The sequence below is a fragment of the Delftia sp. SD018 genome, from assembly GCF_017355445.1.
Classification (GTDB): domain Bacteria; phylum Pseudomonadota; class Gammaproteobacteria; order Burkholderiales; family Burkholderiaceae_C; genus Comamonas; species Comamonas acidovorans.
The window spans coordinates 41,265-53,051 of the sequence record NZ_JADDRN010000009.1; the positions used below are offsets into that span (position 1 = coordinate 41,265).

Consider the following 11,787-nt stretch of genomic DNA (forward strand, 5'->3'; position numbering starts at 1 on the left):
TGCCAATGACCGACGAATTCGAATCCCTGGTCGCGGCCTTTCATCGCCGCTGGCAGTCGCCAGGGTGGGCCGCAAGGCCGGCCCTGGTGGCGCAAGGCGGTGTCCTGAGCTACGGAGCCCTCGCGCAGCGGGTGGGCGTGCTGGCCGGTGGCCTGCGGGCTGCCGGGATACGCGAGGGCGACCGCGTGGCCATTGCCGTGCCGCGGTCGCTGGACCTGGCCTGCGCACTGCTCGCGACCCTGGTGGCCGGCGCCTGTCCCTGCGTGCTGGAGCCCGGGCTTGGCGCCGAGGAGACCGCAAGGCGTTTTGCGGCGACGGCCATGACCTGGCTGGTGCATGACCGGAGCCACCATGACGACCCCTGTCTGGCGGCCGTTGCGCAGGTACGGCGCATTGCATTGGAAAGCCTTGCTCCCGATGTGCAGCCGTACTGGGCTTGCACATCGGGCCCCCGGGACTGTGCCTACCTGCTGTTCACTTCCGGCAGCAGCGGCAAGCCCAAGGGCGTGCTGCAAGGCCACCTGGGGTTGCGGGTCAACGCGGACGGCATCGTCCGGCACACGGGGCTCGGCCCGCAGGACCGGCTGCTGCACACCATGCCGCTGCACCACACCAATGGCGTCAACAACCAATTGCTGGCCCCACTGCTGGCGGGCTCGACCGTCGTGCTGGCGGAGCGCTTCAAGGCGCAGGACATGCCGGCGCTGATGGAGCGGCATCGGCCCACCGTGATCACGGGAGTGCCGACCATGTACTCGCGCATGCTCGCGTTCGAGTTTCCGCCAGCCTCGCTGGCCGCCTTGCGCATGGCGCGCTGCGGCTCGGCCCCCATCACCGAGGAGCTGCACAGGCGGGTCGAGGAAAAGTTGGGCGTGCCCCTGGTCGTGTCGTACGGGCTCTCGGAAGCGACCTGCACCTCTGCGATGAATCCGCCGCTCGCGCGCAGGGTAGGCTCCGTGGGCACGGTGCTGCCGGGGCAGCGGGTCTTTCTTGCCAGGCCGGGCGGTGCCGAGATCGAAGATCCCCTGCAAGAAGGAGAAATCTGCATCAGCGGACCCACCCTCATGCTGGGCTATCTCGAAGAGGAGACCGCAGGCGCGCCCGCCGACCCCGGGCCGGCACTGCGCACCGGAGACCTGGGGCGCTTCGATGCCCAGGGGTATCTGTACATCACCGGCCGCATCAAGGACGTGATCATCCGCGGCGGCGAGAACCTCTCTCCCAACCTCATCGAAGGCGTGCTTGCGAAGGTGCCGGGCGTACGCGCCTGCTGTGTCGTGGGCCGGCCCGATGCCGACCTGGGCGAGGTGCCGTGCGCCTTCGTCGTGAGAACCGGCGACGAAACGGGACGTGCACTCACGCAGCAGCACCTGACCGCTGCGGTGCTGGGCGAGCTCTCGCGGATGCATGCACCCGTTGCCTACCACTACGTTGACGCCCTTCCAGAAAATTCCGTAGGGAAGGTGGACAGGAAGATCCTCAAGGCCGCGCTGGCCTGAGTGGCCGGGCGGGCAGGTCGGGCAGCCGGCCGCAGCGGCGGCAACCCACCATAATCACCCATCCCGCCAACCGACCTCCCTCACCTTCGTGCCCCACCCCACCAGTCCCGCAGCCTCTCCCATCCATGCCGAACTCGTTGCCGTGCTGGCGGCCGTGACCCAGGGCACACCGCGCGTGCTGACCACGGCGGACGGGCAGTTGCTGCCGGCGGGGCCGTTCGAGGTGGGGCACCGTTCGCTGCAGGCCGGCCTGCGCGCCTGGGTGGAGGAGCAGACCCATCACCCGCTGGGCTACATGGAGCAGCTCTACACCTTTGCCGATGGCGATCGCACCGATGCCAGCGGGGCGCGCGTGATCTCGGTCAGCTACCTGGGGCTGACGCGCGAATCCGCGGACCGCAGCGCGGGGCAGGCCGTCTGGCAGGACTGGTACCGCTACTTTCCCTGGGAAGACTGGCGCAGCGGCGAGCCGGCCCTGCTGCGCTCCCACATCGCTCCGCGCCTGCATGCCTGGATGGCCGAGGCGCGCGGCGCCCAGCGTGCGCTGCGGCGCCAGCGCGCGGACATTGCCTTCGGCCTGGACGGCGGGCCCTGGAACGAGGACATGGTGCTGCAGCGCTACGAGCTGCTGTACGAGGCCGGACTGGTGCAGGAGGCGGCCCACCGCGTCCATGGCGCGGCCGCCATGCTGCCCGGCGAGGCCATGCACCACGACCACCGCCGCATCCTGGCCACGGGCATGGCGCGGCTGCGCGCCAAGATCAAGTACCGGCCCGTGGTGTTCGAGCTGATGCCGCCCGAGTTCACGCTGCTGCAGCTGCAGCAGACGGTGGAGGCCCTGGCCGGGCGCGGGCTGCACAAGCAGAACTTCCGCCGTCTGATCGAGCAGCAGGATCTGGTCGAGGAGACCGGCCAGCTCACGGTGGGCTCGGCGGGCCGGCCGGCCAAGCTGTTCCGCTTTCGCAGCGATGTGCTGCTGGAACGCGCCATCTCCGGCAGCAAGCTGCCCCTGGCCAAGGGTATCGACGGTTCTCCCTGAGCCGCACGGCACTTGCCCGATTGTGACAATGGCTTGACAGCACTTATGCTCGTATCTAGCATAAGTTCCTCGCTCAAGCCCGCAAGGCCGCGCGCCACATTTTTTTGACCTACATATACTCAAAATGAGCATTAATATTGCCAATGCCCTCAGTGCCCGCCTGCCGGTACCGCCGCTGCCCGACCTGATGCTGGAGCCGCTGGTGCGCTCGGCCCTGCTGGAAGACCTGGGCCGCGCGGGCGACCTGACCACGGATGCCATTGTTCCTGCCAACGCACAGGCCGAACTGCGCCTGGTGGCGCGCCAGGAGGGCGTGCTGGCCGGGCTGGACATGGCGCGGCTGGCGTTCCGTGCGCTGGATGCGCAGTCGCGCTTCGAGCCGGTGCTGCGCGATGGCAGCGAACTGGCGCCCGGCCAGGAGATCGCGCGCATCCACGGCAGCGCGCGCGCCATCCTCACCGCCGAGCGCGTGGCGCTCAACTACCTGTGCCACCTGAGCGGCGTGGCCACGGCCACGGCATCGATCGCGAGGGCCATCGCCGACACGGGCGCACGCGTGACCTGCACGCGCAAGACCATGCCAGGCCTGCGCGCGCTGCAGAAGTACGCGGTGCGCGTGGGCGGCGGCAGCAACCACCGCTTCGGCCTGGACGATGCCGTGCTGATCAAGGACAACCACATCGCGCTGGCCGGCGGCGTGGCCGAAGCCCTGGCCCGGGCGCGCGCAGGCGTGGGCCACATGGTGCAGATCCAGCTGGAGGTGGACACGCTGGAGCAGCTGGAGGTGGCGCTGTCCCTGGGCGTGGAAGTGGTGCTGCTGGACAACATGGACCTGGACACGCTGCGCACGGCCGTCTCCATGGCGCGCGGGCGCGCGGTGACCGAAGCCTCGGGCCGCATCACGCCCGAGACGGCGCGCGCCGTGGCCGAGACTGGCGTGGACCAGATCGCCGTGGGCTGGATCACGCACAGCGCCCGGGTTCTCGACATCGGCCTCGACACCTGAAATGAGGCACCCCCTGAGCCGCTGCGCGGCTTCCCCCTCTCTCGCTGCGCGGGAGGGGGGCGTCCGGGCAACCGGCGACACCCTGGCTGCGGGGCGGCGCGGCCGGCTCAGGCCCTTGCTCGGTGTCCCTGAGTTGGGCTGCGCCGGTTTTTTGCACCTAGCCCAGTGGAGCAGTTGCCATGTTTTTTGAAGGGCGTACCTTGAAGCGACGGAGACTCTGGACGCTGGCGGCCTGCGCGCTGCTGGCGGGCGCATCGGGGCTGTGGCTGGCGGCGCCGGGCAAGGCCGGCACGCGCTTCGAGCGCCCCATCACCATCGTCGTGACGTTTCCGCCGGGCGGCGGCACGGACCTGCTGGCGCGGCGCCTGGGCGAGCAGCTGCAGCAGCGCCTGGGCCAGCCCGTGGTGGTGGAGAACCGGCCCGGCGCCAGCGGCAACATCGGCGCCCATGCCGTGGCCCAGGCCGCAGCGGACGGCAGCACCTTGCTGATGGCCAACAGCTCGTTCGCCATCAACCCCGGTGTCTACGAACGCCTGGATTTCGACCCGCGCAAGGACTTCACGGCGGTGTTCAACGCCGGCTCCATCGCCTCGGTGCTGGTCGTGCCTGCGGACAGCGCGCTGCAGACGCTGGAGGATGCGCTGGCCCAGGCGCGCCAGGAACGGCCGCTGCTGTTCGCCTCCTGCGGCAACGGCACGCCCCAGCACCTGGCCGGCGAGATGCTGGCCCGGGAGGCGAAGCGCTTTGTGCAGCATGTGCCCTACAAGGGCTGCGGCCCGGCCATCACGGCCGTGGCGGCAGGCCAGGTGGCGGCGGGCATGGTCACGGCCAGCAGTGCGGCGGCCATGATCGCTGCAGGCCGCGTGCGCGCCCTGGCCGTCACGGCGCCGCAGCGACTGCCGCAGCTGGCCGGCGTTCCCACGGTGGCCGAGCGCGGCCTGCCGGGCTTTGCGGTGGAGCAGTGGCACGGCCTGCTGGCACCTGCCGCCACGCCCCGGGCCACGGTGCAGGCATTGCATGACACGCTGGAGCAGGCGCTGGCCGATCCCGCCGTCAGCGCTGGCTTGCGCGACCAGGGCTACACCCTGGCGCGGCAGACACCGGGCCAATTCCAGGCGCTGATCGCGGCCGACATCGACCGCTATGCCGCCGTGACCCGGGCGCTGGGCCTGAAGGCCGATTGAAGGCCGATTGAGGGGCCGACTGGCGACTTACTGCATGAACCAGCCGTGGCTGACCACCAGCGACTGGCCGGTCAGCGCATTGCTGGGGAAGCCCGCGAACAGCAGGGCCACGCGGGCCACGTCCTCGGTGGTGGTGAACTCGCCGTCCACGGTTTCCTTGAGCATCACGTTCTTGATGACCTCGTCCTCGCTGATGCCCAGCGTGCGGGCCTGCTCGGGAATCTGCTTGTCCACCAGCGGCGTGCGTACGAAGCCCGGGCAGATCACATTGGCGCGCACGCCGTGCTTGGCGCCTTCCTTGGCCACGGTCTTGGCCAGCCCGATCAGGCCGTGCTTGGCCGTGACATAGGGCGCCTTGAGCAGCGAGGCCTCCTTGGAGTGCACCGATCCCATGTAGATCACGCTGCCGCCGCGGCCCTGCGCATACATGTGCTTGAGGCAGGCGCGCGTGGTGAGGAAGGCGCCGTCCAGGTGGATGGCCAGCATCTTCTTCCAGTCGGCAAAGCTGAATTCCTCCACCGGATGCACGATCTGTATCCCGGCATTGCTGACCAGGATGTCGATGCCGCCGAAGGCCCGGGCGGCCTCCTCGACCGAGGCGTTGACCTGGGCCTCGTCGGTCACGTCCACGGCCACGCCCATGGCCTGCGCTCCCGTGGCGCGCAGCTCGGCCGCCGTGGCGTCGGCCGCCTCCTTGTTGAGGTCGGCAATGACGATGCGCGCGCCCTCGCTGGCGAACAGCGTGGCGATCTCCTTGCCGATGCCGCTGGCCGAGCCGGTGATGAAGGCGACCTTGTCCTTGAGTTGCATGGTGAGTCTTTCCTGGAGAGTGGATGAAACAGGCCGGTGCCCATCTTCGGCGGGGCCGGCCGCGTGCCCTTGTCGGCGCAGGGACCAGTCTGGCGCCGGTTTCTTAGACGAAACTGAGTCGGCAGGCCCGCAAGTCATGGCCTTGACGGCCGGCCCTTCAGGGCGCGGCGGCCTCGCGGTGCCGGGGCTGCTGGAACAGCTCGCAGACCAGTTCGCGCAGCCAGCGCTTGGCCGGTTCCTGCTCGAAGCGCCAGCTCCAGTGCAGCGACACGTCGAAGCGGTGATCGGGCAGGTCGGCATCGCGCACCGCATAGCCGCCGCGCTCGACAAAGCCGGCCGCGATCTCGGCCGGCATGATCACCGCCAGGTCGGTCTTGCCCACGATGGAGGGCACGGCCATGAAGTGTGCTGCCGACAGGCGGATGCGCTCATCGAGCCGCAGCGCCTGCAGGATGCGCAGCGTCTCCGAATGCGAGCGCACCGCCGCGAAATCCAGCTGGCGCAGCGTGGCCAGCGCCAGTGGCGCGTCTTCGGGCAGGTGCGCCAGCGCGGGGTGGCCGCTGCGCAGCAGCACGCCGTAGTGGTCGGACAGCAGCACGGTCTGCCGGGTCCGCGTGCCACCCGGCAGAAAGCCGATGGCGATGTCCAGCGTGCCCCGGTCCAGCGCATCGGCAATGCCGTCCAGCGGCATGGGCAGGGTCTCCAGCTGCACATGCGGGGCGCGCTGGTGCAGCGCCTGCATCAGCGGCGGCAGAAAGCGCGCCTCGCCGATGTCGCTCAGGTGGATGCGAAAGCGCTGGCGCGCCTGCAGTGGCTCGAAGCTCTGGGCCTCGGACATGGCGACTTCGAGCACCTCCAGCGCCTGGCGCACGGCCAGCGCCAGGCGCTCGGCACGCGGCGTGGGGCGCACGCCTGCGTGCGCGCGCTCGAACAGCGGATTGCCCAGCAGCAGGCGCAGCCGCGTCACGGCCTGGCTGGCGGCGGGCTGGGACATGCCCAGCTCCTCGGCCGCGCGGCTGACGCTGCAGTGGCGGTACACGGCGTCAAAGACGCGCAGCAGGTTGAGGTCCAGGTTCTTGATATCCATTTGGTGAATATCTCTTAGATAGTTTATTCAATTGCTGGAAATCATAAGCGCCTGCACCATGGGCACCGACTTCCATGGCCTCCGCGCGGCACGCACCGGGCGGCCGGCCCATTCCCCAGGAGACCCCATCTTGCAAGCACCCACCACACCGCGCAGCCAGCCCGCCGAGGCATCCTCTTCCACCGCGACCTGCACCGCGACGTACACCGTGCGCCATGCCGTGATCGCCATGCTGCGCGAGCTGGGCATGACGCGCATCTTCGGCAACCCGGGCTCGACCGAGCTGCCGCTGTTCCGCGACTACCCCGAAGACTTCTCCTATGTGCTGGGCCTGCAGGAAACCGTGGTCGTGGGCATGGCCGACGGCCATGCCCAGGCCACGCGCAATGCCAGCTTCGTGAACCTGCATTCGGCCGCGGGCGTGGGCCATGCCATGGCCAACATCTTCACGGCCTTCAAGAACCGCACGCCCCTGGTGATCACGGCGGGCCAGCAGGCGCGCTCGCTGCTGCAGTTCGACCCCTTCCTGCACTCCAACCAGGCCGCCGAGCTGCCCAAGCCCTATGTGAAGTGGAGCTGCGAGCCCGCGCGCGCCGAAGACGTGCCCCAGGCGCTGGCGCGCGCCTACTACATCGCCATGCAGGAGCCGCGCGGCCCCGTGCTGGTCTCCATTCCCGCCGATGACTGGGACAAGCCGGCCGAGCCCGTCACGCTGCGCCATGTGGGCTTCGAGACGCGGCCCGATCCGCGCACGCTGGACCTCATAGGCCAGGCGCTGGATGCGGCGCGTGCCCCGGCCCTGGTCGTGGGCGCGGCCGTGGACCGGGCCCAGGGCTGGGATGCCGTGGTCGCGCTGGCCGAGCGCCACCAGGCCCGCGTCTTCGTGGCCCCCATGAGCGGGCGCTGCAGCTTCCCCGAGGACCATCCCCTGTTCGCCGGCTTCCTGCCCGCCATGCGTGAGCGCATCGTGCAACTGCTGTCCGGCCATGACGTGGTCTTCGCCGTGGGCGCGGCCGCCTTCACCTACCACGTGGAAGGCGAGGGCCCGCACATCCCCGAAGGCACGGCGCTCTACCAACTGATCGAAGACCCGGCCATTGCCGCCTGGGCCCCCGTGGGCACGGCTGCCGTGGGCAATGTGCGCATGGGCGTGGAGGAGCTGCTGCAGCGCCCCGCACCCGCACCGCGCCAGGCGCCCGCACCCCGGCCCGCAGCGCCCGTGCCGGCCGCGCCCGCCGCAGGCGAGCGCATGTCGGTGGCCTTTGCCATGCACACGCTGGCCCAGGTGCGCGACCGCCGCAGCATCGTGGTGGAAGAGGCGCCCAGCTCGCGCTCCACCATCCAGACCTATCTGCCCATCTTCCACTCGGGCACCTTCTACACCATGTGCAGCGGCGGCCTGGGCCACAGCATGCCGGCCGCCGTGGGCGTGGCACTGGCGCAGCCCGAGGCCAAGGTGGTCGCCGTCATCGGCGACGGCTCGGCCATGTACGCCATCCAGGCCCTCTGGAGTGCAGCCCAGCTGCGCCTGCCCATCAGCTTCGTGATTCTCAAGAACCGCCGCTATGCGGCGCTGCAGGACTTCGCCCATGTCTTCGGCTACCGCGAGGGCGAGAAGGTCGAGGGCACGGAACTGCCCGACATCGACTTCGTGGCGCTGGCGCGTGGCCAGGGCTGCGACGGCGTGCATGTGGAGAACGCGGCCGAGCTGGCCGATGTGCTGGCCCGCGCGCTGGCCCATCCCAAGCCCATCGTGGTCGAGGTCGAAGTCGCCTGAGGCGAAGCCCCCTGCAGGAGACACGGCAATGGAAAACACAAGAAGCATAGGCATCCTCGGCGCAGGCGCCATGGGCACCCTGTTCGGGGCGCGGCTGGCCCGCATCGGCCTGGACGTGACCCTGGTCGATGTGAACGACGAGCTGCTGCAGGCCCTGAACCGCGATGGCGCGCGCTGCCACACCGATGAGGGGCTGCTGCAGGCCCGCGTACAGGCCGCGCGGGCCGAGCAGCTCACGGCGGGGCCCGCGCTGTGGCTGGTCTTCACCAAGTCGGCCCATACGCGGGCCGCGCTGCAGGGCATTGCCCATCTCATCGGGCCGGACACGCACTTCCTGAGCCTGCAAAACGGCATAGGCCATGCCGACGTGCTGCGCGAGCGGGTGCCGGCCGAGCGCATCGCCGTGGGCGTGACCACCTGGCCTGCGCGCGTGATGTCGCCGGGCGAGGTCAGCTCCATGGGGCAGGGCGGCATTCGCTTCATGCCTTGCGATGGCCAGCACAGCGCGGTCTTCGACCTGCTGGCGGACGACCTCAACCGCGCAGGCATGCATTGCCGCATCGACCCGCAGGTGCAGGAAGCCATCTGGGAAAAGCTGGCCTTCAATGCCGCCTTCAACGGCGTGTGCGCCGTGACGCGCCAGACCGTGGACGGACTGGCCAATCCGCAGGGCGAGGCCCTGCTGCAGCGCGTGCTGGACGAGGTGCTGTCCGTCGCCCATGCCCATGGCGTCGCCGCCAGTGCCGAGCGCGTGGGCGCGGCCGTGCGCGATGCGCTGGACCACCACCGGGGCCACCAGCCCTCGATGCTGCAGGACCTGCTGGCTGGCCGTGCCACCGAGACGGGCGCCATCCATGGCGCCGTGCTGCAGGTGGCCGACCGCCTGGGCATTGCCGTGCCCGTGACGCGCACGCTGCACGCACTGGTCAGCCTGTCGGAGAACGCGGGCGCTGTCGCACCGCGCTGAACGCGCTCAAGGCAAAACGAGCCACTACAAGAAGGAGACAAGATGCTGCGCAGACAAGCACTCAAGGCCGCACTGGCCATAGGCGCCCCGCCCCTGCTGGGCATGGGCACGGCACACGCACAGACCGGCAAGCCCGTCGAATGGGTGGTGGGCTTTGCCGCAGGCGGCGGCTCGGACGCCGTGGCGCGCACCGTGGGCGAGTCCTTTGGCAAGGCCCTGGGCCGCACCGTGGTCGTCATGAACAAGCCCGGGGCCGGCACCAACATCGCCGCCGAATACGCGGCGCGCACGCGCGAGCTGGGCAGCCTGGTCTTCACGGCCGACTTCGCCACGCTGGCGGCCAACCCCCACCTGTTTCGCAAGCTGGCCTACAACGCCGAGAAGGACTTCGTGCCCATCGGCCTGCTGGCGCGCTTTCCGCTGTTCCTCGTGGTCGGCAACCAGCTGCCGGTGCACAACCTGCAGGAGTTCACGCAGTGGGTGAAGGCCCAGCCAGGCCCCGTCAGCTACGGCAGCCCGGGCCTGGGCACGCCCCACCACCTGGCCACCGAACTGCTGGCCCAGCGCCTGGGCGTGAAGATGTCCCATGTGCCCTATCGCGGCGCGGGGCCGGCCCTGATCGACGTGATCGGCGGCCAGATCCCCTTCATGCTGGCCGACAGCGCGGCGGCGGCCCAGCACATTGCGGCCGGCAAGCTGCGCGTCATCGGCGTGGCCAGCGCCGAGCGTCTCAAGAGCCACCCGGGCGTGCCCACGCTGGCCGAGCAGGGCGTGAAGGATTTCGAGGCCCATGCCTGGCAGGGCCTGGTTGCACCCGCAGGCACGGACGACGCCACCGTACAGGCCTGGTCCGTGGCGCTGCAGCAGGCGCTGCGCTCGCCTGCCGTGCTGGCGCGCTTCGAGGCGCTGTCGCTGGAGCCGCTGCCCGGCACGCCCGCCCAGATGCGTGACTACTGGCGCAGCGAAAGCCGGCGCTGGGGCCAGGTCATCGAGTCGGCGGGCATACGGCTGGATTGACCGTAGCGCCGCTGCGCCGCTGCTGCTTCAGGCGCCCTCACCGTTTTCAAGAACTCATAACCCAAGGAGACATAGCTCATGCACAAGACAACCCCCTTCAGCCGCTGGCGCCGCCTGGGCCTGCTGGCCCTGCTGGGCGCGACGGCCTCGGTCCCTGCGCTGGCGCAGAAGGCCGGCGACAAATGGCCCGAGCGCCCCGTGCGCCTGGTGGTGAACTTCGCGCCCGGCGGCGCGGCCGATGTGCTGGCGCGCGCCATCACGCCCACCATGTCCCAGGTACTGGGCCAGTCGGTGGTGGTGGACAACAAGCCCGGTGCGGGCGGCAACATCGGCATCAGCGAAACCGTGCGCGCGCCCAAGGATGGCTACACGCTGCTGCTCAGCTCGGGCGGGGCCATCACCATCAATCCGATGATCTACAGCAAGCTGGCCTTCAATCCCGAAAAGGATTTGACGCCCGTGGCTGCCGTGGCGCGCGTGCATGTGTTCCTGGAGACCAATCCCGCCGTGCCCGCCACCAACGTGGCCGAGTTCATCAAGCACCTGAAGGCCAACCCCGGCAAGCTGTCCTACGGCTCGCCGGGCCAGGGCAGCTCGCCGCATTTGGCAGGCGAGATGTTCAAGCGCATGGCCGGTGTCGATGCCGTGCACGCCCCCTACAAGGGCGCGGGCCCGGCGCTCAGCGACGTGCTCAGCGGGCAGCTGCAGTTCTGGTTCGACCCGGGTCCGGGCCTCAAGCAGGTCGAGGCGGGCAAGCTGCGCCTGCTGGCCATCGGCAGCCCGCACCGCTCGCCGCAATACCCCAACGTGCCCACGCTGGCCGAAAGCGGCCTGCCGGGCTTTGATGCGGACACGCTGTTCGGCATCTACGCGCCCACCGGCACGCCCGAATCGGTGATCGAGGCCGTTCGCACTGCCGTGGCCAAGGCGCTGGAGCAAAAGAACGTCAACGACGTCATCCTCACCCTGGGCGCCACGCCCGCGCCGCTGAGCCGCAAGGCCTTCATCGACCACCACGCCACCGAGCGCGAGCGCTTTGGCGAACTGGTGAAAGCCATCGGCCTGAAAGTGGACTGAGCTTTCCCGCAGGCCTTCGCCCGCAAGCCGCCCGCTCCGCGCTGGCGGCTTTTTGCTTTCCGGGCCGGGCTGGGTCGGGCCGGGCCGAGGGGGGCTTGTGCCGGCCATCTTCTATACGAAGGTATATCCCGCATCCACCAATGAACAGGCCAGCCTTCCCAACAAAGGCTGGCCGCAGGCACTTTCGCCTTTGATAATTCCGGGCACATATTGCACTGCAGCAAACAGGGCTCCCGGCCTGCACGGGGACTGCGCCACCCACACGCAAAGGAATACCCCATGGACCCCGATCCTGATTCCGATCCCGATCCTGCCAGGCGCTGC

The 11,787-nt window shown here is 69.7% G+C and carries 10 protein-coding genes; 8 read left to right on the top strand and 2 right to left on the bottom strand.

Features of this window, described 5'->3' with window-relative positions:
• Positions 1 to 5: 5 nt before the first annotated feature.
• The 4 genes from INR38_RS11185 to INR38_RS11200 all read left to right on the top strand — a co-directional run bounded on the left by INR38_RS11185 (position 6) and on the right by INR38_RS11200 (position 4,728).
• The gene (locus INR38_RS11185; protein ID WP_207443383.1) at positions 6 to 1,499 is read left to right on the top strand and encodes a class I adenylate-forming enzyme family protein; all 1,494 of its coding nucleotides are present in this window, start codon (positions 6 to 8) and stop codon (positions 1,497 to 1,499) included.
• Positions 1,500 to 1,587: 88 nt separating this feature from the next.
• Positions 1,588 to 2,538, top strand: a complete 951-nt coding sequence (locus INR38_RS11190; protein ID WP_034390572.1) for a membrane protein — start codon at positions 1,588 to 1,590, stop codon at positions 2,536 to 2,538.
• Positions 2,539 to 2,662: 124 nt separating this feature from the next.
• Positions 2,663 to 3,544 (top strand): carboxylating nicotinate-nucleotide diphosphorylase, encoded by an 882-nt coding sequence (gene nadC, locus INR38_RS11195; RefSeq protein ID WP_099751357.1) that lies wholly within the window; start codon positions 2,663 to 2,665, stop codon positions 3,542 to 3,544.
• A 179-nt stretch (positions 3,545 to 3,723) separates the two neighbouring features.
• Entirely contained in the window at positions 3,724 to 4,728 is a 1,005-nt protein-coding gene (locus tag INR38_RS11200; protein WP_207443382.1) for a tripartite tricarboxylate transporter substrate-binding protein, read from the top strand.
• A gap of 27 nt (positions 4,729 to 4,755) precedes the next feature.
• Here the strand turns inward: INR38_RS11200 and INR38_RS11205 are convergent, their stop codons facing one another.
• Both INR38_RS11205 and INR38_RS11210 read right to left on the bottom strand, forming a co-directional pair.
• Positions 4,756 to 5,538: a 3-hydroxybutyrate dehydrogenase gene (locus INR38_RS11205; RefSeq protein WP_012203473.1), complete on the bottom strand. Its 783-nt coding sequence runs from the start codon at positions 5,536 to 5,538 to the stop codon at positions 4,756 to 4,758.
• 157 nt (positions 5,539 to 5,695) lie between these two features.
• Complete coding sequence (locus INR38_RS11210) at positions 5,696 to 6,625, bottom strand: LysR family transcriptional regulator (protein ID WP_016453174.1); 930 nt, start codon at positions 6,623 to 6,625, stop codon at positions 5,696 to 5,698.
• Positions 6,626 to 6,833: 208 nt separating this feature from the next.
• On the opposite strand from INR38_RS11210, the gene mdlC reads away from it, so the two are divergent.
• The 4 genes from mdlC (at position 6,834) to INR38_RS11230 (ending at position 11,463) form a co-directional block, all read left to right on the top strand.
• Positions 6,834 to 8,402 carry a benzoylformate decarboxylase gene (mdlC, locus tag INR38_RS11215; protein ID WP_207443398.1) on the top strand — a complete coding sequence of 523 codons (1,569 nt, stop codon included), beginning with the start codon at positions 6,834 to 6,836 and terminating at the stop codon, positions 8,400 to 8,402.
• A gap of 28 nt (positions 8,403 to 8,430) precedes the next feature.
• On the top strand, positions 8,431 to 9,369 hold the full coding sequence (locus tag INR38_RS11220; protein ID WP_207443381.1) for a 2-dehydropantoate 2-reductase: 939 nt from the start codon (positions 8,431 to 8,433) through the stop codon (positions 9,367 to 9,369).
• 42 nt (positions 9,370 to 9,411) lie between these two features.
• Positions 9,412 to 10,386, top strand: coding sequence for a tripartite tricarboxylate transporter substrate binding protein (locus tag INR38_RS11225; RefSeq protein ID WP_047326100.1), 975 nt, complete (start codon positions 9,412 to 9,414; stop codon positions 10,384 to 10,386).
• Between the two features lie 78 nt (positions 10,387 to 10,464).
• Complete coding sequence (locus INR38_RS11230; RefSeq protein WP_013804051.1) at positions 10,465 to 11,463, top strand: tripartite tricarboxylate transporter substrate binding protein; 999 nt, start codon at positions 10,465 to 10,467, stop codon at positions 11,461 to 11,463.
• Positions 11,464 to 11,787: the final 324 nt, after the last annotated feature.

What these genes read in the sequence shown, in the direction of transcription:
- INR38_RS11185 (WP_207443383.1), top strand. Translation starts at nt 6, where the DNA reads ATGACCGACGAATTCGAATCCCTGGTCGCGGCCTTTCATCGCCGCTGG.
- nadC (WP_099751357.1), top strand. Translation starts at nt 2,663, where the DNA reads ATGAGCATTAATATTGCCAATGCCCTCAGTGCCCGCCTGCCGGTACCG.
- INR38_RS11200 (WP_207443382.1), top strand. Translation starts at nt 3,724, where the DNA reads ATGTTTTTTGAAGGGCGTACCTTGAAGCGACGGAGACTCTGGACGCTG.
- INR38_RS11205 (WP_012203473.1), bottom strand. Translation starts at nt 5,538, where the DNA reads ATGCAACTCAAGGACAAGGTCGCCTTCATCACCGGCTCGGCCAGCGGC.
- INR38_RS11210 (WP_016453174.1), bottom strand. Translation starts at nt 6,625, where the DNA reads ATGGATATCAAGAACCTGGACCTCAACCTGCTGCGCGTCTTTGACGCC.
- INR38_RS11220 (WP_207443381.1), top strand. Translation starts at nt 8,431, where the DNA reads ATGGAAAACACAAGAAGCATAGGCATCCTCGGCGCAGGCGCCATGGGC.
- INR38_RS11225 (WP_047326100.1), top strand. Translation starts at nt 9,412, where the DNA reads ATGCTGCGCAGACAAGCACTCAAGGCCGCACTGGCCATAGGCGCCCCG.
- INR38_RS11230 (WP_013804051.1), top strand. Translation starts at nt 10,465, where the DNA reads ATGCACAAGACAACCCCCTTCAGCCGCTGGCGCCGCCTGGGCCTGCTG.